Annotated in this window: 22 protein-coding genes and 1 pseudogene; 18 read left to right on the top strand and 5 right to left on the bottom strand. The window is 62.6% G+C overall.

Features of this window, described 5'->3' with window-relative positions; translation table 11 throughout:
- Positions 1-140 precede the first annotated feature (140 nt).
- From AC0L3I_RS21700 to AC0L3I_RS21625, 16 genes are all read left to right on the top strand, one after another.
- The gene (locus tag AC0L3I_RS21700) at positions 141-1,187 is read left to right on the top strand and encodes a hypothetical protein (protein ID WP_473488559.1); all 1,047 of its coding nucleotides are present in this window, start codon (positions 141-143) and stop codon (positions 1,185-1,187) included.
- A 29-nt stretch (positions 1,188-1,216) separates the two neighbouring features.
- Positions 1,217-2,509 carry a hypothetical protein gene (locus AC0L3I_RS21695; protein ID WP_473528169.1) on the top strand — a complete coding sequence of 431 codons (1,293 nt, stop codon included), beginning with the start codon at positions 1,217-1,219 and terminating at the stop codon, positions 2,507-2,509.
- A gap of 11 nt (positions 2,510-2,520) precedes the next feature.
- Positions 2,521-4,287 (top strand): hypothetical protein, encoded by a 1,767-nt coding sequence (locus tag AC0L3I_RS21690; RefSeq protein WP_473528168.1) that lies wholly within the window; start codon positions 2,521-2,523, stop codon positions 4,285-4,287.
- 24 nt (positions 4,288-4,311) lie between these two features.
- Positions 4,312-5,010 (top strand): hypothetical protein, encoded by a 699-nt coding sequence (locus tag AC0L3I_RS21685; protein ID WP_473528167.1) that lies wholly within the window; start codon positions 4,312-4,314, stop codon positions 5,008-5,010.
- A gap of 39 nt (positions 5,011-5,049) precedes the next feature.
- The gene (locus AC0L3I_RS21680; RefSeq protein ID WP_473528166.1) at positions 5,050-6,153 is read left to right on the top strand and encodes a hypothetical protein; all 1,104 of its coding nucleotides are present in this window, start codon (positions 5,050-5,052) and stop codon (positions 6,151-6,153) included.
- Between the two features lie 29 nt (positions 6,154-6,182).
- On the top strand, positions 6,183-7,022 hold the full coding sequence (locus tag AC0L3I_RS21675) for a hypothetical protein (RefSeq protein ID WP_473528165.1): 840 nt from the start codon (positions 6,183-6,185) through the stop codon (positions 7,020-7,022).
- A complete protein-coding gene (locus AC0L3I_RS21670) occupies positions 7,019-8,053 on the top strand; it encodes a DUF4438 domain-containing protein (protein WP_473528164.1) in 1,035 nt (344 codons plus the stop codon). The genes AC0L3I_RS21675 and AC0L3I_RS21670 overlap by 4 nt, the downstream gene beginning before the upstream one ends.
- Before the next feature lie 55 nt (positions 8,054-8,108).
- Positions 8,109-8,795: a hypothetical protein gene (locus tag AC0L3I_RS21665; protein ID WP_473528163.1), complete on the top strand. Its 687-nt coding sequence runs from the start codon at positions 8,109-8,111 to the stop codon at positions 8,793-8,795.
- Positions 8,796-8,811: 16 nt separating this feature from the next.
- Positions 8,812-9,174 (top strand): hypothetical protein, encoded by a 363-nt coding sequence (locus AC0L3I_RS21660; RefSeq protein ID WP_473528162.1) that lies wholly within the window; start codon positions 8,812-8,814, stop codon positions 9,172-9,174.
- Positions 9,171-9,992 carry a trypsin-like serine peptidase gene (locus AC0L3I_RS21655; RefSeq protein ID WP_473528161.1) on the top strand — a complete coding sequence of 274 codons (822 nt, stop codon included), beginning with the start codon at positions 9,171-9,173 and terminating at the stop codon, positions 9,990-9,992. Before AC0L3I_RS21660 ends, AC0L3I_RS21655 begins: the two co-directional genes overlap by 4 nt.
- Before the next feature lie 184 nt (positions 9,993-10,176).
- A complete protein-coding gene (locus tag AC0L3I_RS21650; protein WP_473528160.1) occupies positions 10,177-10,662 on the top strand; it encodes a response regulator transcription factor in 486 nt (161 codons plus the stop codon).
- A 108-nt stretch (positions 10,663-10,770) separates the two neighbouring features.
- Positions 10,771-12,282 (top strand): IS66 family transposase, encoded by a 1,512-nt coding sequence (locus tag AC0L3I_RS21645; RefSeq protein ID WP_473528159.1) that lies wholly within the window; start codon positions 10,771-10,773, stop codon positions 12,280-12,282.
- A gap of 432 nt (positions 12,283-12,714) precedes the next feature.
- Positions 12,715-13,404, top strand: a complete 690-nt coding sequence (locus AC0L3I_RS21640; RefSeq protein WP_473528158.1) for a Crp/Fnr family transcriptional regulator — start codon at positions 12,715-12,717, stop codon at positions 13,402-13,404.
- A gap of 194 nt (positions 13,405-13,598) precedes the next feature.
- Positions 13,599-13,844 carry a hypothetical protein gene (locus AC0L3I_RS21635; RefSeq protein ID WP_352952673.1) on the top strand — a complete coding sequence of 82 codons (246 nt, stop codon included), beginning with the start codon at positions 13,599-13,601 and terminating at the stop codon, positions 13,842-13,844.
- Between the two features lie 7 nt (positions 13,845-13,851).
- Positions 13,852-14,076: a hypothetical protein gene (locus AC0L3I_RS21630; protein WP_473488572.1), complete on the top strand. Its 225-nt coding sequence runs from the start codon at positions 13,852-13,854 to the stop codon at positions 14,074-14,076.
- Positions 14,077-14,742: 666 nt separating this feature from the next.
- Positions 14,743-15,042, top strand: a complete 300-nt coding sequence (locus tag AC0L3I_RS21625) for a DUF1236 domain-containing protein (protein ID WP_473488573.1) — start codon at positions 14,743-14,745, stop codon at positions 15,040-15,042.
- Positions 15,043-15,099: 57 nt separating this feature from the next.
- On the opposite strand, the gene AC0L3I_RS21620 is transcribed toward AC0L3I_RS21625, so the two are convergent.
- The 3 genes from AC0L3I_RS21620 to AC0L3I_RS21610 form a co-directional block, all read right to left on the bottom strand.
- A complete protein-coding gene (locus AC0L3I_RS21620) occupies positions 15,100-15,270 on the bottom strand; it encodes a hypothetical protein (protein ID WP_473528157.1) in 171 nt (56 codons plus the stop codon).
- 73 nt (positions 15,271-15,343) lie between these two features.
- Positions 15,344-15,577: a hypothetical protein gene (locus AC0L3I_RS21615; protein WP_473528156.1), complete on the bottom strand. Its 234-nt coding sequence runs from the start codon at positions 15,575-15,577 to the stop codon at positions 15,344-15,346.
- 230 nt (positions 15,578-15,807) lie between these two features.
- A complete protein-coding gene (locus tag AC0L3I_RS21610; protein ID WP_244603017.1) occupies positions 15,808-16,068 on the bottom strand; it encodes a hypothetical protein in 261 nt (86 codons plus the stop codon).
- A gap of 75 nt (positions 16,069-16,143) precedes the next feature.
- Between AC0L3I_RS21610 and AC0L3I_RS21605 the strand changes: the two genes are divergently transcribed.
- Positions 16,144-17,643 (top strand): CYTH and CHAD domain-containing protein, encoded by a 1,500-nt coding sequence (locus AC0L3I_RS21605; RefSeq protein WP_473528155.1) that lies wholly within the window; start codon positions 16,144-16,146, stop codon positions 17,641-17,643.
- Positions 17,644-17,677: 34 nt separating this feature from the next.
- Here AC0L3I_RS21605 and AC0L3I_RS21600 read toward each other — a convergent pair.
- A pseudogene (locus AC0L3I_RS21600) lies at positions 17,678-18,011 on the bottom strand (transglutaminase-like domain-containing protein); the annotation flags it as partial.
- Between the two features lie 43 nt (positions 18,012-18,054).
- On the bottom strand, positions 18,055-18,945 hold the full coding sequence (locus AC0L3I_RS21595; RefSeq protein ID WP_473488578.1) for a transglutaminase family protein: 891 nt from the start codon (positions 18,943-18,945) through the stop codon (positions 18,055-18,057).
- Between the two features lie 216 nt (positions 18,946-19,161).
- Between AC0L3I_RS21595 and AC0L3I_RS21590 the strand changes: the two genes are divergently transcribed.
- Positions 19,162-19,362, top strand: a complete 201-nt coding sequence (locus AC0L3I_RS21590) for a hypothetical protein (RefSeq protein WP_123147414.1) — start codon at positions 19,162-19,164, stop codon at positions 19,360-19,362.
- The last annotated feature ends 143 nt before the right edge of the window (positions 19,363-19,505 follow it).

The raw sequence follows: 19,505 nt of genomic DNA, 5'->3' as shown, positions 1-19,505 counted from the left end.
GTTGAGATTGGCGACCAGCTTTAAGCTACCTGCTTCTGCCGACTTGTGAGCCATCATCACGAAGACGAATATCCTTATTGGCGTTTATCGCTTTGGTCCTTTTTCCCCTGAGGGCCGATCGCTCAAGAGGAGATCTCGAGATGGACGGGTATGACGAATCGATGTTCGACGACCTTGCCTTTGATGAAGCGGAAGGCCCCGCCGACAGCTATGACGAATTCGACGAAATGGACGAAGGCGATGGCTTCGAAGCCGCCGACGAAGGCGACGAGTTCGACGAAGGCGACGAATTCGAGGCCTCGGGCTTCGACGAGATGGACGCCGGCGATGAATTCGATGCTGGCGACGAGTTCGACGAAGGCGACAGCTTCGACGAAGGCGATGAATCTGACGACGACGCTTGGGACCAGGCCATGAGCTATGCGCTTGCGGCAGAGGACAGCGACGAATTCTTCCGCCGCATTGCCCGCGGCATTCGCGGCGTCGTTCGCACCGTCCGGCGTGCCGCTCCCACCATCGGTCGCATCGCACGCGCAGTCGCGCCCGTCGCCAGTCTCATTCCCGGTGTCGGCACCGCTATCGGCGGTGTCGCCAATGTCGTTGGCCAGTTGATGGCGGACGAGGCTTCCGAAGACGAGGCGCTCGACGCTTTCGCGGAGCTCGCGGTCCGCAACCGCGCCGCCATTCCCCTGGTCGCAGGACTTGCCACGAGACGGGTGCTTGGCCCGGCAGCCGCGCGTATGCCGGCAGCCGCGCGCGTTCAGGCGGTTCGCACCGTGCGGCGCGCCGCCACCCAGCTTGTGAACCGTGGCGGGCCGACCGCGATCCGCGCGCTCCCTCGCATAGCCAACAGCGTTCGCCGCACCGCCGTCACCCGCCGCACACCGGCCTCCGTCCGGCCGCTGGTGCTGGCGCGCACCGCGCGTCGTGTCGCGGCCCGTGGACATGGCCTTCGCCGGCAACTCACTCTGCCCTTACAGAGAGGGCGCCAGATCGTGCGCCGCACTGCGGCGGCTGTTCGCGCCGGCATGGCCCCCGCACGCAACCTGGCGCGTGTTGCCGGGCGTGCCTTAGGCGCTGGCCGAGCCTTGGGCGGTTGGCCGGGCGGTCCAGGTGGATATGGCCAAGGGCACAGACGACGTATTGTGATCCGTGGTCCGGTCAGCATCACCATCCGGCCCAACTAACAGCCGTTGCAAGAAGAAGGATCGCGGCGATGCGCACGGGTTCTTCGACCAGGCGATTCCTGGATACCAAGCTGCGGGCCCTGAAGGCCCGCGCCCAGCGCCTGAACCGTTTGACGCCCCGGCGCATCGGCCTTCGTCCCGAAGACCTGCCTTACGCGCCGTCCCGGGCTCACTTCCACGCCGCCAACAAGCGGCTGGCCGCCATCGGCAACGCCATAAACAGGCGGATCGTCGAGATCGAGCGCGGCTGGCCGCCGGCGACGGCGCAACATGCCCTTACCCAGATGGCTATGCTCGACCATAGCGTCGACCGGCTGCGCAGGACTTTCGGCATGTTCTTCGAAGTCATGTCGCAGCGCGGATCGGCATTCGCGCCGGCGCTTGCCGCGCACGACGAGATCGCGCTCGATTGCTATGCGGTCGTCCGCGCGGCCTTGCCTGGCGTGTTCAGCGGCCCACTACTTAAGCCGCTGACCTATTTGGAACATGGTTATTCTCCAGCCACGCAGCGCCGCGGCGTGGCACTTGCCCGCCTGCTCGGCGACAGCAATCCGTTCCCGGTTATCCGGGTGCCGTGGGATCGCGACAATCCCTGGCAGTCGGTTTTCCTTCATGAAGTTGCTCACAATCTGCAGGCGGATATGGGGCTCTGGCAGGAGAACGCGCAAGCGGTCGCCAACCGGCTGGCTTCGATGCGCTTCGATCCGCTGGTTGTGACCATCCTGCGCCGCTGGCACAAGGAGATCTTCGCCGACCTCGCCGCCCTGCTTCTCGGCGGGACGGCGTCGGTCTGGGGGATGATGGAGTTTCTCGCCCATCCCGGCGCGCGCGCTCTGACCTATCGTCCCGGCGGGGCGCACCCGACCGGCTGGATCCGCGTCCTCATCCTGACGCAGATGCTGCGCCGCATGGGTTTCTCCGACGAGGCAAGGCGCGCCGAACGGGTCTGGCGCAGCCTCTACAATCCGGCCCGAGGCCACCGGCTGCCGCCGGTGCTGCTGGCATCGGTGCCGCGCGTCATACCGGCCGTGGTTGACGAGATCGCCTACCAGCCGCGACGGGGGTTGGGCCAGCATGCGCTGGCCGACGCCATCCCTTTCAGCCGGGCCGACGAGGCGCGCATCCGCCAAGGCGGAATCCTGATTGCGGCGGGACGGATGCCCGATCTGCCGCCCCGCTTTCTCGTGTCGGCCAGCCGTTTCGCGCTGGAGGCCGGCGCAGAGCCGGACGCCATTGCCGCGCTCGTCTTTAGAAACCTGGCCCAGCGTCAGGCAAACCGACGGCCCACTGCGCAACCGTCCCCAGCCGCACTCGTTGCATGAGGAACTGAATCATGGTCGACGCAATCCCAACCGCCGCCAACTCGGTCTCGAAATTCCGCTCTCCGGCTACTGTCGCTGTGGACAATCTGCTGCGCAAGACGCTGCGCGTGAGCGATCCCCGCGATCCCAACCAGATCGCCAATGCCCTGTTGAACTTCTACCCGGAGGAGGCGGACCGGGACCGTCGCGAGCGCGCCGGCCTGCCCTATTCGAGCGTGCCCGACTATGTGCCCGCGGCCCAGAACACCGGCCCGTCCTCGGTCGAGCTGGCGCAGGCGCAGGACGACCTCGAGCGCGACCTGCAGACGCTTTCGACCTCTTCGCCACTGAAGGATATCCGCGTCGAGATGATCGGCTGGGGCCGCGCCATCAGGCAGATCGCCAATGACGGGCTGGCCGCCGCCCGGCTCGCCCTTGATTCGGTCAATCACGACCGTGCCATGTCGGCGCGCCGTCAGCTCGGCGAATATTCGCGGCTTGCGCGCTATGTCGGCACGTTGACCGACGGCAGCGCCATCCTGTTCCGACGCTTTGCTCAGAGCTGCGATGTCCTGGCTGCCCTCATTCTCGTCGCCATCGGTGAAGGCTTGGCTTCGAACGGCATCACGCGCAGCACCTCGATCGTGCGCTCGGCGGCCGGCGAGCTGCAGGCGCGCCGCAACGCCGTCATCATGGCGCTGCGCACCTTGACCGGCTCGGTCGAAACCTCTCTCGGCCAGGAGGACTGGCCGCGCGGAATCGAATCCTACCGTAACCTCGTGCAGCAGTTGGAGGCCGGCGGCCAGGCGGATCTGCGCGCCCTGCTGGAGGAAAGCGCGCTGTCGCAGGCGATGGACGACTTGGTCGACCTCTCGACCGGGGCGAGCGTCGAAGGGCTGCGTGAACTATCCACCGCGTCCGCATTATTAGTTCACCGCTTCCAGCGCCTGATCCAGTTCGGGCAGAGCTCAGAGGTTCCGATCCATTTGCCGATCACCTTGAGGTCGCCGGAATCGCCGCCGCTAGTGACGTTCGTGTCGAGCCTGCAGCTGTTTGTCGATGCCTTCGTCTCGCGAGGCAGCTCGCGGCTGCTTTATGTCGCGCGACCGCCGATCATCGTCTACGGCCTCTATGGCGCAGGCGGCCCTGACACGGGCGCCGTCCGGCTGATGAACCTGACTATCGCGCGCGGCGTGCTATTAGAGCAGGTCGACTGCTTCGCCGGCTGCGGCTGCGACGACGACAATGTCAAGTGTCAGGTCCTGCTGGACTACATACTGTTCCTGGTGGATAGGGCGATCGATCTCTATGCAGTTGGCACCGATCCGGACGGTCGCGGCGACCAGGAAAGGCGGGCCACGGCCGTCGGCCTTGCCATCGACGCGGTGCTGAATCTGATCTACCCGGCCAAGGGAGTTCCCGTGCTTTCGTGCGATTTCAGCCCTAAGCTGAAGGACAAGCTCCACGAACTCGCCCATGACTTGCTCAGGCCGTTTGGCGGCCTGAATCCAGGGGCCTGGCACGCAGATCTGAAAGTGCTCATGGTCCGCGAGCTGCGCATCGCCTACCAGGCGGAAGACCAGACCGAGCGCCTCGTGCGTTCCCTGACGCCGCAAAGCGATCTGGATGTCTTCAGCTTCCAAGACAACCGATCACTAATCCGCTGGATGATCCGCTCAGTCCTCCACAACTCGCTGGGTTCCAGTGCCAGCCTGCCGAATCCGGTCCAGATGCCATCACCGATCGCAAGCTCGATGGCGAGTATGGGACAGAACCGTCCCGATTATTGGTCGGCCTGAGCCCGGTCGGAAAGGAGCAGAACAATGGCTGCGAAAATCGCTTTCCCTTATGATCCAGTCAACAAATTCCATGCCGGGATAAAGGCACGCTTCGAGGCGGCAGCCGAAACGCCGCAATCGATCGACCGGCTGACAGACGTGGTCGACACCGGCAGCATGGGAAACCAGGCGGCTGTCGGCAAGGTCGCCGACGCGATCGACCGCCTTCATGACGACGGGCCGGGAAAGCCGGGCTTCGACCGGCTGGCCATGGGGGTCGAAGCCGTGGCGGCCGGTCTAGCCAATCAGCCGAGCGCCGATATGCTCGACAAAAAGCTGACCGCGATCGGCGATGCCCTCAACGAGCTGCACGGGACCGTGCAGTCGCTCGGCCTACGCGACAAGGACAATGTCACTGCCCTCTACGCTGCCGCGGTCGACACTAGCGGTGACATCGTTGGCCGCACCAGTGCGGGGCAATGGCTCAATCTGGCGAAATTCAACTCTCTGCAAGACATTGTGAAGTTCAACAGTCGCAAGCCGCTGGAAGTCCGGCGCCAGGATTTCATCGATCAGGTGCGTGCTGTCGATCCTGTGCCGTCAGGCCTCCCGGCTGTCGTCACGGACGGCGAGCTGGCGCGCTTCTTCGAGCTGGCACCGGCTGTCCTCAAAGCGATCAACGACAGCCAAGTTGCCTCGTCCACACCGTCAAGCGCCCAACCACCGCCAACCCCAACAGCCTGAGCGCATGAGCCGCCAATTCGAGCAAGATGAGGTCTGATTATGGCTAGTGAATCCAACCAGGTCATCCAGCGGCTGTTCCAGCGCTTCTTCAGGGACGAGCTGTCCGGATTGTCGCCCGCCGACCGCGCCGCTTTCGAGAGCGAATTCGAGGATCGCTACGGCGATTTGCTCGCACGCTCGTCGAGCACCACGACTACCAGCTTCGCCGATCTGGTCGGTTTCGGTGACGGGCCCATCAAGCCGTTCGATTCGCTACAGATGCCGTTGCTGCGCAACGACTTCGACGAATCGATCATCCCGCCGCAGCTGCAGGCGTCGGCCGAACTCTATTACATCTATCAGATGGACCGCATGAAGCTGTTCCAGGTGGTTGATGTGCTGCGGCGGCTGTTCCAGAACGGCCAGATCCGCATTCAGCGCGGCCCCGGCGCGCGCGGGCTCTACATCCTCGAGAAGTGGCGGCCGATCCGCTACAAGCGCCGCGACCGGCTGATCGCTTATCGCCGCGTTTTCAACTACGGCCGCGCCCCCGTGCCGGCAGGAGCCATCGTCAACCGCAGCTTCCACTTCATGCTGGTCGCCTTCATGAACGCGATGTCGCAGTATTTCCAGGACTTGACCATCGGCCAGGTCATTCGCGGCTCGGCCTCGATCAACGATCGACCGTTCGCCGCGCTAGCCACGGTGCAGCGCGTCGGCACCGACCTACGCTACCATCTCGACCGCTCGAGCTACGGCAACATCTTGGCCCTGACCCGGGAAACCGGACAGTATGTGCAGCAGATCTTCGAACTGTTCGACGCGCCAGACATCAAAAAGTCCTTCGACGCCAATACCAAATGGGACGTTATCGAGGCCGTCGCTAACCGGCACCTCGGCGGCGCCGCCGAAATGTCGCAGCGCGCCAAGATGGCGGACGCGGGACGCCGGGTCCTGCAGTATATCGCCGAGAACGATTTCCGCACGACGATCACGCCAGCCGAATTCGATGCCGACGCCAAGAAGATGGGCTCCCAGGCCGATGCCTGGCTGGCAGCTTACCGCTTGACGCGCGAAGGGCGGCGTTTCCCGGGTCTCGATGGCGACCGGGTGCATTGGTCGTATGGGCTCAACCGAAACACCGCCTCACGCATCGCAGCCTGAACCGTTCGCCGGGATGAAGAGTGTCAGCGATGGACCACCATCTTTCTCTTCCCGGGCGCTTCGCGCCCAAGCCGCCGAACATCGTCATCGACGCGCCGCTGGCGCTGTCGCCGATGGGGTTGCTGATGACCGTGGTGCTTTCCCAGTCCGCGCGGGTGTGGCTGCCGCGCGGCTTCTACACCTTGCTCGATAATGACGAATATTATCGCCACCGGCCGGACCAGATGGGCGGCTCTTGGCTCAGTCCGGAAACGAGAGATGCCTGCCTCAATGAGCTGGCGCTGGAGCTCGAACCATGGCGGCGTGCTTGGCAGAACGGCCGGCTGTCGTCGCGGGTGCATTGGATCGGCGACGCGCAATATGAAAGCGCGCTGCCCGAACGCGAGGAAACGGCGCTGTTGCCGCGCTTCGAAGGCTGCTGCGCGGCACTCGAATCCAGGCTCGGCGACCAGCTCGGCACCGCTGCTCCGCTGGATGAGTGCGCCCGCGACGTGATTGCGCTCTCGGCAGCCCTGCAACCGGACAGCGCCTACATACTGACCATGGCCGGCACGGCGGGCAGTGGCAGGCCGCCGCTCTGCGACTATCTCGAGAGGCTGGAATTTCCCGCAAAGCACCACCCCGGCGCCTTTCCAGGCTGGTCCAGCCCGGCATTCTGGCCGGCGCTGGCTCCGCTTGCCGCCAGTGGCCGCAGCGCCGCAATCGTGCAGATCGTGGCGCCGGTCATACTGGCGCTGCCCGACGGCTGGACCGAAACCGACTGGGCGCTGGAAGACCCGGCCGGCCAAGACGACGAGACGCGTGATGATCCGTGGCGTAATGCCTGCGCGCTTTGGCATGAGCTGGCGGCAGCGGAGGCCGCAGCGTGAGCCCGCCCCGCCTCAATCCAACGCACGGCCTGCGCACCAATGCGCGCGACCTGGTGATGATCAGCGTCGCCGGCCAGGTCGCCTCACCGACCGAGAGGGGAACACCCTGGCGCATCGGATATGATGGCAGGCCGCGCTCGCTGCCAGGAACCGGTGGCATCGTGCTCAACCACCGCGTCGGCGACCCTTGCGTTGGCCTCGCCGGAGACCATGTCGAGCCGGCGGTGTCGATCCGCAACGAGGCGCGCGCCGCCGGCGGCAGCCCGGACGCAGCCAACCAAGCGCTGCAAAGCTATTCCTGTGTCGGCAATCATGCAATCGTCACTACCGGTCGCGCAGCCGGCGCGCGTGGCGTGGTGACCGGCAAGCATGGCGGCGTCGACACGGTGCTGATCGATTTTCCTGTTCCGGCGATGCGGCAGATGGCGATCGGCGACCGTGTCCAAGTCTGGGCCTACGGGCTTGGTCTGCGCCTGACCGACTATCCCGACGTGGCAATCTGGAACTGCTCGCCGCGCCTCCTGGCGCGCTGGCGGCCGGTTGAGCGCAACGGCCGCATCCACGTCAAGGTGACGCACCGTATTCCGGCCCGTGTCATGGGCTCAGGCCTTGGCCGCAACAATGTGCTTCGCGGCGATTACGACATCCAGATGTCGGATCCGGGCATGGTGCGGCGCTACAGGCTCGGCTCGCTGCGTTTCGGCGACATTGTCGGCATCATGGACGCTGACAACCGCTACGGCCGGTCGCGGCTGGAGGGGCATGTGTCGGTGGGGGTCATTGTCCACAGCGACAGCACCGTCGCCGGCCATGGTCCGGGCGTCGTTTCGCTGCTTTCGGCGCCGGCCTCGCGGCTGCAACTCGAAGTGTCGCCGGACGCCAATATCGCCCGCTATCTCGACATCCGCCCGCCGCAGCCGGCGCGGCCGTCGTTTCCGCTGCCGACAGTCCAGCAGAGGGAACGGACGGTGGCGCGGCTGCGCGAACGGGCGATGGCATCGAGCGCCAGGGCTGAAACCGGCTTTGGCTGACCGCGCCCGGAACAGGCGAAGAAGCATAGGAAGAAGCACAGGGAAGGGAGCCGGCATGTCCTATCTTGACGAACAACTCGATGCGCTGGTCGAGGAGGCCACCCAGGCGGTCGGTCATCCCAGGCCTTGCGGCTGTGCGCGCTGCCGGCAGCGGCAGCCGTTCCGCGCCGTCGAAGTCAGGCGCCGGCATTTCCCCAGCTGCGGCTGTGGGGGCTGCAGCGGCGGTGCATCTTTCGACGAGGCAGCGGTGCGGCGGGCCCGGCCGGCACGCCGCCAGACATCAGCCCGGGCGGCTGGACGGCAACTACCCGGCTGGCGCGGCTGGACGCGGCCGGTCTCGCTGGCTGCCATCGACGCGGCGCGGGCTGCCGTAGGCCGCGGTGACCCCGTCGATTCGCTGCTGCGGCCCTTCCTGGCGACCGGGCCACAGGTCTATCGCATCACCCGCGCCGGAATCGACCGAAACCGCCCGCTGAGCATCGGCATGACCAAGGCCAACAGCTCGATCGCGCAGCGGATCATCGAGCATTACCGGCAGCCGAGCCGCGCCGATCCCAAGGTCAACGCCGCGATCCGCAACTTGCAGCCGGGTCAGGTTCTGGTCCAAGCCGCCCGCCTGACCCGCCAGGGCATGCATCCGCGGCGAGCGAGAAACTATGAGGGCTGGCTGCAGGACCGGGAGCGGCCGCTGCTCTATGACCCCAACAGCACAACATTCGATGAAACCGGCCTGATCCGCTGAACCAAGGGAGGTCCCGATGCACGGGCAGATCGCATCTCGTTCAAGGTCCGTATGGGCCAATCTCGACGCAATCGTCCTCGAGGAGGTCAGGGCCCTCCGCCCGCCGGCACCGCACGCCGCTGAGGCACCGGCGGCCGAGGCAGAGGCACCGTTCCGCTCTGATGAGGAATTCATGCACCGGGCGACGGCCTATCTTGGCGGCCGCGGCGAGGAGGCGTTTCGGCTGATGGAGCGTCTGCGCGACATGCTCGGCCTCGATGAAGCCTGGGAAGCGTCTGCCCACCCAACCGATGAAGGCCAGGCCAGCGCGGCCGAGGTCGCCAAGGACAAGCCCTCAGGAAACGACCCCCCGGAGGTCGAACCAGGGCCAGAAAAATGACACTGTTCGGCGAGCTCCCTTTCGCGCTCGACCGTCTGGCCGATGAGGCGGACTATGCGGTGGTAGGGCCGACCGACGGCCGCGCCAGGGTTGCGCATACAAACCGCTTCCCGCACAGCGCCGTCTGCCACATCGAACGTGATTTCGGCGACGGCAGGCTGACAGGCTGCACTGCCTTCCTGATTTCGCCAACGCGTCTGCTCACCGCGGCACATTGCATAACCAGTCCCATCCGGCAGCGCCTCGGCCTTCCCAATCTTGCGGTGCGCATCCGTGTCACGCCCGGCCGCGCGTCCCGCGAGGCCCGGCCTTTTGGCTGGCAATGGGCGAAGCAATGGCGCGTCAACCCGCCCTACCGCCGCCGCCCGTCGGCCCTGCACGATGTCGGGTTGATCGAGTTGGAGCGGCCGTTTTCGCCGTCGCCCGGCTTCTTCCGGCTGTGGTCGCCGTCCCGCCAGGATATTGAAAGGCTTCGCGCTTCCCGCTTGCTCCACATTTCCGGCTATCCGGCCGACAAGCCGGAGGGCACGCAATGGGAACATTCCGAGCGCCTCGACCGGATCACCACGCGGCAGCTCTTCTACAGCGTCGACACCTGCCCGGGCCATAGCGGCGCGCCTGTCTGGATTCATCGCCAGCTGGGCGGCGCGCCCTTCGTCCTCGCGGTTCACACGGCCGGCCCGCGGCCCCATTCGGGAGGGGCCTGGGGTTGCCGACCTGGTGTGCCGCTTGCTCCCGCCGGATTGTTCAACCGTGGCGTCAGGATCACACCGGACCTTCTACGCTCGATCCTTGCCGGTTTCGGGCTAGGAAAGTGACGAGCTCGATTTGACTTTTTGGAGTGCTAATATTCCGGGAGGTGATATAGTTCATGATAAGGGCATCAGTGCAGCATTAAATAGTGGTCGCGCCGGGGGTTTCGGCGGTGCGATGATATTATTGGGGCACCCGGGGGGTGCGTTGTAGTGATTTTCCTGCCAACCAAGGCGTTCGGCCATGTCTATGCGTGCCGAGAATTTGCGGAAGCTCGCCGATGTCGCTGACGAAAATCCTTCGTCTCAGTCTAGTGAGGCGAGAGACACGTCCAGCTTCATTGTGAACGGCCATTCATTGATCGCAATCCGCGATTTGGACAATGACGGGCGCGGCGGCTCGAGTGCAAATGCACATTTCCGCCTGCCTGTAGGCCACATGATGTGTGCCGGGACGCGCTATCTGATCTACGATACGGACGGTGGACCTGCCGGTTCCGGCGGCCTGCCGGGTTCGCCAGCTGAGATCTTGACGCGGCGCGAACTCCAGATTGCTTTCTTGATCTCGGACGGCAAGTTGGACAAGGAGATAGCCAGGCAACTCGGCATCAGCGGCTACACCGTGCGCGAGCACATAAGGCGGATCTTCGCAAAACTGAATATCGGGCGGCGTTCGGCAATTGCCTCTTGCGTCCTAGGTGGTCGTCCCGATTATCGCCAAGACTATGGCCTATAAGGCTCCAACGACGTAGTCCAACTGCGTGATTGGCGGGCGGCGTGATTCTGTCGGGCCATGGCGGAGCCACCCGATTCTCGAACGCCGACCCCTGCGGACCTGCTCGACATGATCCTGCAGTTGCGGGCGGAGGTCGCCGGGCTTCGCGCCGAGAATGCGGCTCTGAAGGATGAGATCCGGCGTCTGAAAGGTCTACCGCCGCGCCCGACGCTGAAGCCGAGCGGGATGGAGCAGTCGTCCAAGCGGAGCTCACCTGCGGCAACGGGTCCGAAGCGGCGTGGCTCGAGCCGGGCGATCGTCACCGAAGAGCGCCGTCTTTGTTATGAGCCGCCACCGGGCTCGCGGTTTGTGGGGCGGACAAGCTTCGTGGTGCAGGATCTGACGATCGGGGTGCGGGTGGTCCGCTATCATCGGGACCGCTGGCGTTTGCCGGATGGCCGGATCGTCGTCGCTCCGCTGCCGGACGGGGTCGACGGGCACTTCGGTTTGGAGCTTCGGCGTCTGGTGCTGTCGCTTTATCACCAGGGTCAATCGACCGTGGGGCGGATCGTCGCGTTGCTGCGCGACTTCGGCGTGTCGATCTCCAAGCGTCAGGTCGTGCGGATCCTGACCAGCAAGATCGACGCCTTCGTCGCCGAAGCGAAGCAGGTTCTGAAGGCCGGGCTCGCTTCGGCCGGTTGGGTCAGCGTCGACGACACCGGGGCCCGCCATGGCGCGGTCAATGGCGTGTGCACGCAAATCGGCAATGACCGGTTCGCCGTGTTCACGACCACCAAGTCGAAGAGCCGGCTGAACTTCCTGCAGCTCCTGCACGGCGGGTCGGCCCGGTGGGTCCTGAACGCCGCCTCACGCGCCTACATGCTGGAGCGCGGGCTGCCGGTGATCACGACGAATCTTCTGCATGCTGGGCGCGAGCCGTCCGGGTTCGAGGACGCGGCGTCATGGGACGCCCATCTACTCGCCCATGGCCTGGAGCCCAAGGATGGCCCTCTGGACCCGTTCCGCATCGCCAGTGAAGGCGCGTTGTGGGGCGGTCTGACCGAGGCAAAGGCCCTCGACGGCACCGTCATCCTCAGTGATGGGGCGGGCCAGTTCGCAATCGGCGAGCACGCGCGGTGCTGGGTCCATATGGAGCGGCAGATCCATGCCCTCGATAGCTTCACCGAACCGCAGCGCCGCGCCAAGGCCCTGATCCAGAGCCGGATCTGGTGGCTCTACAACGACATCAAGGCGTGGTGTCTGAGCCCCACGCCCCGAAGAGCCAGGGAACTGGCCCGGCGGTTCGACCGGATCGTCGGCATGAAGACCAGGTTCGTGACCCTCGACCGTCTACTCGCGCGCATCCGGACCGACCGCCAAAGCTTCCTGAAGATCCTCCAACGCCCGGACATTCCGCTCCACACCAACGGCTCAGAGAACGATATCCGCAGCGTGGTGACCCGGCGCAAGATCAGCGGCGGAACCCACAGCGACCAGGGCCGTGCCGCCCGCGACACCATGCTCAGCATGATGAAAACCTGCAACAAGCTCGGTGTCAGCTTCTGGGATTATCTCGGCGACCGCCTCGGCATCCCTGGCAGCAAGATCCTGCCGCTTCCCGTTCTCCTCGCCGGTCGCTGACCCAACAGCAGATCGACGCGCCAACGCCACCGGTTTTGCCCCGGTTACCAAAATAGTGCATAAGTCATTGAAATCATTGAATTCGATCAGAGTTCAATCCTCTCTCGCAGCACCAGTTACCAAGGCTTTCTAGAAGGGCTTCGATGCCGCGCTGTGCCCAGCTGCGCAGGGTTGCGCGCCCCGGTTGTGGCACAAATCCGGCTCAGTATGTCCGCTAGGTTTCTGCCGCTGAAGAAGCGAGCGCGCAGGGATGCCCAAAGGGGGCCGGATCGACTGCTGTCGGGGCCGTGTCTCTGTTTTAAGTTCGGCCACCGGGTGGCGAAGGTTTTGCCAATCGCGCGTTTGAAGCCTATGCTTCGATATCGGCCGCCAGTGCTTCGGATGCAGCCGACAGTGAGAGGGTACGTGCTCTTGCCCGTCCGGGAGAGAGCAGTGCCCCAGTCCCTTCCTCGCAATCATATATTGAAAGCCCTCTCCCCGGGGGATTTCGCGCTGTTACGGCCGTCAATGCATCGTGTCCAACTGAACGTCAAAGCCCAACTGGAGGTCCCGTATCAGCCAATCGAGCATGTGTATTTTCCAGAGGCGGGTATCGCTTCGGTGGTCGCCACCATGACTGGAGGGCGGCAAAGTGAAGTCGGGATCGTTGGCTATGATGGTATGACAGGCGTTGCCGTCATTCTCGGCCAAGACAGCTCTCCCAATGAGACCTATATCCAAGTCGCAGGCAATGGCTGGTGCCTGCCGGTTGAAAATCTTCGTCCTGTGATTGCAGAGAGCCAGTCCCTTCGCACGTCACTGCTTCGCTATGCCCACGCCTTCCTTGTCCAGTCCTCCCGGACGGCACTGGTCAACGGCCATTCCAAAATCGAGGAACGGCTGGCCCGCTGGTTGCTGATGGTCCACGACCGGACCGAAGGAAATAAGATCTACCTGACGCATGAATTTCTGGCGACCATGCTCGGCGCTCGGCGCCCCGGGGTCACCACCGCCCTCCAAATGCTTGAATATCGGGGGCTGGTTCACGCCAGGCGCGGCGAGATCACAATCGTCGACCGTGCCGGAATGATAAAGCTCACATATGGTGCCTACGGCGAGGAGGAGCAACGTCACTTCGGCTAATGCTTGTCGCGCAAAAGTGTGCAGCGGTTTTGCGATAACGACATGCATAAAAACAACAACCTAAAGCGCGTCGCATGAGGCCGGTCAAACGCGACGCGCTTTCGCCTCCGCCTGATTGTCCGATATCAGACATAAGCTTGAAGGCCGCCGCATGTTAGACGAAAGTCGTATTGGTTGGCAGGGAGGAACTGTTGATGAGCAACACTTTTCACACAGTCACGGTTGAAGGGGCGGCGGAGGCCTATGTCCTTTCCAGAGGCAAGGCTCGGTATCTCTCGATCGCACAGGCGATCCGCGCCATTCGAACACTCATGCCGGCTTGCAAGGCCACTAACCACGAGTTGGAGGAGATGCTGGCGGCAGCATGCGTGGTTCACGGCGTGCCCGTCGCCTTCGACGCCAAAACAGCCGACGGTCTAGAACCACGGCTCCATTCGTAGGCCGGAAATGTCCGCGCCGATGCAGAAGCCAAATTCATTGGATGTTCGGCAAGCGATTGTCCGCTACCTCATCGATAATGTCGACAAGCCGAGCGTTTCGATATTCGAAGTGACCAGCGCCGTGAGGAAGATGTTTCCACTTTGCGAACTCACGGATTGGCAAATTGGCGATCTCATTGCGCGAAGCGCCATCGACGCGGGATTTGCGATCGATTTCGATGCGGCCCCCTAGACGCCTGTAGCAGCAGTGTGGCGTTACGGTTCGCGCAGTCGCCTCGGTCTCTCACGGCGGAACTAGGCTGGTAGCGCACATCGTTCGGGACGATGGGCCGCAAGTTCAATCCTGCCATTCCCGATCAGCGAAATTAGAGGCTTAGTAATCCCGCATTCGTTTAACCTGACGCAACCGGTGGGGCGGCTGCGGGCGCATGGCATGAGGCCGCCCGCGAACGCGCCCGCTCACGGCTTAGTTTCTTCCTGAGGAGGCGCGTTTGGAACCGGACAATCAGGGTGGGGCCATTTTTCACACGGAGAGGGCTTGTCGCTAGCGTCGCCATAACGTTCCACGAGTTTTGCGAAACCGTAGGCGAAGGCGGCAAGAAGCGCCAGGATAACCACTATTCGAGCGGCCATACGGGATTGTAGCAGGATCTCGCTTAGGATTGACCCCAGCACCAGTTCGCGCTCTGCAGCCTGCCCGTCACTTTTTGCGAAACTTGTTTGTCCCAAGCATAGTGGTAGGCGGCGGCCATGATGCAGGGCAGCCCGATACCGATCAACAAAAGAAACCGACCCCACCAATCAATGGAACCAAGAATTGCTCCGCACCGTTCAGGGAGTAAGCAACCCGTGGCGGCAGCAATCAAGCACCGCAGCTGAAGGTTGCTCGGAGGCTAATATGGGAAAGCAACTTACATCGGCTGCGGCAGGCATCCTTCTGCTCGTTGGTGTCAGCGCCGCCGCCGCTCAGGACGTCATTATTCAACCCGAGCAGGACATTGTGATCCGCGAATACGTGAAAAAGAAACCGGTGGCATCACTCAGCCTTCCCGGCGTGGAGCTCAACATCGGCACAGCTTTGCCCGAAACAGTCGAGCTTTACGAGGTGCCGGACGTTCAGTACCGCTACGTGGTCGTTGAAGGCCGAACCGTCCTGGTCGATCCAGGTACCCGCAAGATTGTGAAGGTCTACGACTGACGTGACCCCTCACGCTGAAGCCCGTCATGCCGAGAGGTGCGGCGGGCTGGCGCCTTCTCAAGCGCGGCTTGGATTTCTTCTGTGATGGGGCTTTCCGGCCTCACGCTCGACCCCAAGCAGATCATACAGCGTGGCGATCAGGCTCTTGTATTCCTCAATGATATCGACAGAGAAACGCGCGAGTTGAACGGCATCGCCCCAATCGTGTGACGCTTCCCAGGCGATCATGTCGCGGCAAACCTCAATCTGTTGGTCGCGGATTGCTATCGGCATTGGTTGGACGCAAGCGCCATGCTCCCGATCAAGGGCCGTCGTCTACACGCTCGGCTATGGCGAATGCCTGTAAGTTTTTGACCTTTCCATGGTCCTGGTCGGCGTTGGCGATAATCGAAAAGAACGCGGCTCGGGCGATGTCCTTCTTTGACGCGTGCGGGTGCTCTTTCCTTGCCGCCTTCAGCAGTTGTTTCGGCGTCATATCCGGCGTCACGATCCGCATCAGAGTATCGCTGATCGCCTGCAATTCGGCTGCATCCATTGCGACAACGCTCCTTCTTTGGCTCCCCACTGCCAAGTCTAGCAGAGCGCCTTTATGAGCTGAAACTAAACTTCACGCTACATGGAAGCCTCGCCGGCGCGTTCCGGCTGGCCGGCTGTCTCATACGGGCGAAAGCAGCCCTTCGCCAGAAGGGCGTTAACCAGCCAGGCCGGGCAGTGCCGCTCCGCAATGGGGCGGAGAGACAGAGAGAAGAAGCCGCGCCGAGAGTTTCAGTCTTCCTTCAAATCTTCGGCTTCGTCTTTGAGCTTGGTCCAGTCGGCACCATGTTTACGCAACAAAGCGCGCGCCTGTTTCGGCGAGACGTCGGTAATTTCAGTCAGGTGCTCTACCTCCAGCTCTTGCCCCTGCACCACGCGGCTCGCCTCCTTCTTTTCCTTCTTTTCCTTCTTTTCTTTGGTAGCCATCTCTGTGTCCTTCTCCTGCATCATCGGATGAACGAGGACTGAGAAGTGTGGTTCCGGCTCGCGCATTGTCGTTCGCCGGCTTGAGGTCCGGCCGCAGTTGGTCGAGGCGGGCGGTTGTTTGTGACAGTTTTATGACCCATCATGCGGTGGGGTCCCTCCGATTACCGTGAAGCGACCCTGCGCGAGGCCATCATGCAGGAAACGGAACTGAAGCTCGAGCTTTCGCGGTCGGGTGCAGGGTCGCTCCTGAAGAAAAATCCGTTCGGATCCTCGCCCACCATTCTTCAGCAGAGATCCATCTATTTCGACACCCCCGGATGGGATCTGTCCAAGCGCGGCCTGTCGCTTCGCATTCGGCAATCGGGAAATGAACGGATACAAACCGTCAAAGCCGGCGATGGCGCCGCGGCCGGATCGTTCACACGCGAGGAATGGGAGCGACCGGTCGTCGGCGATGCACCGATACTTGACGATCCGCAGATCCGAGACCTGCTTGCAGGGGCTGGCTCAAAGCTCGCGCCCTTGTTCGAGGTTCATGTCAAACGGCATTCCTGGAATGTGATTGATGACGACGCCACGGTCGAGGTCGCTTTGGATATCGGCAAGGTCGTTGCAGCCGATCGCGAGTCGCCGCTCTGTGAGATCGAGTTGGAAAAGAAGGCGGGCCCACCGAGAGCGCTGTTCGGGCTCGCCCGGAAAGTCGACCTGATCACGCCGGCGCATCTCGGGGTGATGAGCAAAGCGGAACGGGGCTATCGTCTGCTTGGCCCGGCGCCCGGTGCTGCGAAAGCGGCTCCGACCCCGCTCACGTCCGACATGAGCGCAGCAACGGCTTTCGCGTGCATCGCCGCGGCTTGTCTCAGACAGTTTCGTCTCAATGAGGCGGCGCTGGGCTGGTCCGGCGATGCCGAGGCCCTGCACCAAGCTCGGGTGTCGCTGCGACGGTTGCGCTCCCTATTCTCGATCTCCAAGTGCTTGTTCGATGACAGCCGTTTCGACCACCTGCGAGAAGAATTCAAATGGCTTACCTCGGAACTTGGCGATGCGCGCAATATCGACGTGATGATCGACCGTGCTTCGAGCGAGGCTCTTTCAAGCTGCCTTCGTGAAGCACGCGACGAGGCCTATGCGGCGGTCGAAGCATCGCTCTCCTCAACGCGCGCCCGCTCCTTGATGATCGATGCCACCGAGTGGATCTCCATCGAGGGCTGGCGAACCCAATCGGACGAAACGTTGCACGTGCAGTCGTCAACGGATTTCGCCTCGATGGTATTTGATAAATTTCGGAAAAAGGTGGCGAAGGACGGCAACAACCTCATCGATGCCGATGACGAGAGCCGTCATAAAGTGCGCATCGCCGCAAAGAAACTGCGCTATGCGGCGGAGTTCTTCGAGCCGCTTTACAACAACAAGACGGAAGCCAAACGCCATCGACGGTTCATCAAGGCCCTGAAGGACCTGCAGGATCATCTCGGAAGCCTCAACGATATCGCCACCGCCCCCGATATGCTGGCAGCGCTGGAGCTTTCGGACGTGGCTGGTGCGAAGGATCTCTTCAACGCTGAAGAGAAGTCCAAGCTTCTTGAGGACGCCGCGGAAGCGCACGACGCCTTTGTCAACACGAGGCACTTCTGGCGTTGAGGCAGCATGCAGAACCATAGGGACCGACGAAGCTCTAGCACCGCTTGCCAGCAGGCTCGGCTTGGATTTCTTCCGTGATGACTTCGAAGCGGGTGAGCCGGGAAAGACCGAAGCTCGTCGAGATGGCGACGTCATTCGCATCACATCCCGTCGCCATCAAGATTCTGCCTATGCGAGGCTGGTTATGCCGTGCATCAAAGGTGAACCAATGGCCGCTGAGATAGGCTTGGAACCATGCGTTGAAATCCATGGGATACGGCATCGGCGCCATCCCGATGTCGCCGAGATAGCCGGTGCAATATCGCGCCGGAATGTGCATGTAACGGCAGCGTGATTGCCAGATGTGCAAAATCACGACCGACGCCGGCGAGCAAACTCCGGATTGCCGCGAACCGAAAACATCAGAAGATGCTAATTTTTGTTGGTGCCGGCTTCCATCGCCACCTTGACCTCCACCGTCATGCCGAGAAAGCTCGACGCGCTGCCGGAGTAGCTTCCAGAAAGAGGGATGGCTTGCCCAGGATGCCTGGCCACAGCCACCCTGATCAGATCCCGGTTGCCGACAATGCCATTGGTGGGGTCGAACTCGACCCAGCCCGCGCCAGGCAAATAGACCTGGCACCAGGCATGCGTCGAACCGCCGCCGAGGACAGAAGCACTGTCGCGGTTCGGCACATAGACATAGCCGGTCACGAAACGGGCGGCAAAACCGAGCGAACGAACCGCTTCCATCATGAACAGCGCAAAATCCCGGCATGTGCCTCGACGCAAGTGCAACGTCATGAGAGGCGGCTGCGTCCCTGATTCAGTTCGACGGGAATACACAAAGCTCTCGTGGATGGCGTAGCAAAGTGTCATCAGCAATTTGCCCGTCTCGGTGTGCCCTTTGGCACTCACGAACTGTCGTGCCCATTTGCCGATCTCGTCGCCGTCATCGAGATGATGGCGCTCGATGGTTTGGGTGAGGTCGGTCGCCTCATCGGGATCATAGGAAAAGGGATAGCTGAGCGCTGCTTCATCGATGCGGAAATCAGGCGCATGCTGCGGCGTGTGATCGAGCCGAATATCTGTCACGAAACGCAGTTCGTCACCCGAGGCCTTGAAGTCGATTACCGCAACGCAGTTTCCGAAAACGTCATGGATCCAGCGAACCTCTTTCGGCTCGGGGTCCACGAACAGGGCGTGATCCAGAAGTCGCTGATCGAAACTATCGCGCGGCCTGAACATCAGCCGATGCTCGCCGAACGTCACCGGTTGCGTGTAGCGATAGACGGTCGTGTGCTTGACTGAAAAGATCGGCATTGGCTTGCGTCGACCACCTGCGATATCAGCGCAATCATATAATCTTTTTCGATGCGCAGCAGACAAAATGGGGGCTTCCGCCTCGCCACGGCCGCATCAGGCCCGCTAGGCCTTTTTGCAATCTCTAATTGGTAGACTCTCTCAATGCCCCGGAAGTTAATCGTTGCGCCCAAGGAGGGGCCAAGGCGAGGAACGTCGCAAACGGGAGGAAGCAAAATGAACGAAGACTACGATCTGGCCATAGACCACGACAAGCCTTACGAAATAGCTGCTTTCGCTAAAAAGCACGGCCTTACGCTACGCGCTGCCGAGCTGATCCTTTTCGCCTATAGCCCGTCCCGAGCGGCGTGTGATACTGCCGCAACGGCTTTCCTCACGGCCGTCGCCGCACAAGCCAAGCGACAATCGGCGCGCTAGCTCTCGTTCCGAAAATCCTGGAGCGGCGGGTGGCGCAGATCACCCGCCACCGTCGCCTACACATCGCCCGTCGCTCATTTCGGAGCGGCAGGCTTGGAGGATTTTGCAGCCAAGCGGAATCACTTGACGTCGCAGAAATGCGG

This window comes from Mesorhizobium sp. WSM4840, assembly GCF_055811755.1.
Note: the sequence above shows the minus strand (reverse complement) of the source record. Positions and strands in the feature narration are given on the sequence as shown.

Bases quoted from the DNA above. Each gene is read 5' to 3' on its own strand.
- AC0L3I_RS21700 (WP_473488559.1), top strand. From the start codon at position 141: ATGGACGGGTATGACGAATCGATGTTCGACGACCTTGCCTTTGATGAA.
- AC0L3I_RS21645 (WP_473528159.1), top strand. From the start codon at position 10,771: ATGATCCTGCAGTTGCGGGCGGAGGTCGCCGGGCTTCGCGCCGAGAAT.
- AC0L3I_RS21685 (WP_473528167.1), top strand. From the start codon at position 4,312: ATGGCTGCGAAAATCGCTTTCCCTTATGATCCAGTCAACAAATTCCAT.
- AC0L3I_RS21620 (WP_473528157.1), bottom strand. From the start codon at position 15,270: ATGATCGCCTGGGAAGCGTCACACGATTGGGGCGATGCCGTTCAACTC.
- AC0L3I_RS21650 (WP_473528160.1), top strand. From the start codon at position 10,177: ATGCGTGCCGAGAATTTGCGGAAGCTCGCCGATGTCGCTGACGAAAAT.
- AC0L3I_RS21690 (WP_473528168.1), top strand. From the start codon at position 2,521: ATGGTCGACGCAATCCCAACCGCCGCCAACTCGGTCTCGAAATTCCGC.
- AC0L3I_RS21660 (WP_473528162.1), top strand. From the start codon at position 8,812: ATGCACGGGCAGATCGCATCTCGTTCAAGGTCCGTATGGGCCAATCTC.
- AC0L3I_RS21615 (WP_473528156.1), bottom strand. From the start codon at position 15,577: ATGGATGCAGCCGAATTGCAGGCGATCAGCGATACTCTGATGCGGATC.
- AC0L3I_RS21675 (WP_473528165.1), top strand. From the start codon at position 6,183: ATGGACCACCATCTTTCTCTTCCCGGGCGCTTCGCGCCCAAGCCGCCG.
- AC0L3I_RS21680 (WP_473528166.1), top strand. From the start codon at position 5,050: ATGGCTAGTGAATCCAACCAGGTCATCCAGCGGCTGTTCCAGCGCTTC.
- AC0L3I_RS21605 (WP_473528155.1), top strand. From the start codon at position 16,144: ATGCGGTGGGGTCCCTCCGATTACCGTGAAGCGACCCTGCGCGAGGCC.
- AC0L3I_RS21630 (WP_473488572.1), top strand. From the start codon at position 13,852: ATGTCCGCGCCGATGCAGAAGCCAAATTCATTGGATGTTCGGCAAGCG.
- AC0L3I_RS21665 (WP_473528163.1), top strand. From the start codon at position 8,109: ATGTCCTATCTTGACGAACAACTCGATGCGCTGGTCGAGGAGGCCACC.
- AC0L3I_RS21610 (WP_244603017.1), bottom strand. From the start codon at position 16,068: ATGCGCGAGCCGGAACCACACTTCTCAGTCCTCGTTCATCCGATGATG.
- AC0L3I_RS21595 (WP_473488578.1), bottom strand. From the start codon at position 18,945: ATGCCGATCTTTTCAGTCAAGCACACGACCGTCTATCGCTACACGCAA.
- AC0L3I_RS21695 (WP_473528169.1), top strand. From the start codon at position 1,217: ATGCGCACGGGTTCTTCGACCAGGCGATTCCTGGATACCAAGCTGCGG.
- AC0L3I_RS21590 (WP_123147414.1), top strand. From the start codon at position 19,162: ATGAACGAAGACTACGATCTGGCCATAGACCACGACAAGCCTTACGAA.
- AC0L3I_RS21625 (WP_473488573.1), top strand. From the start codon at position 14,743: ATGGGAAAGCAACTTACATCGGCTGCGGCAGGCATCCTTCTGCTCGTT.
- AC0L3I_RS21635 (WP_352952673.1), top strand. From the start codon at position 13,599: ATGAGCAACACTTTTCACACAGTCACGGTTGAAGGGGCGGCGGAGGCC.
- AC0L3I_RS21655 (WP_473528161.1), top strand. From the start codon at position 9,171: ATGACACTGTTCGGCGAGCTCCCTTTCGCGCTCGACCGTCTGGCCGAT.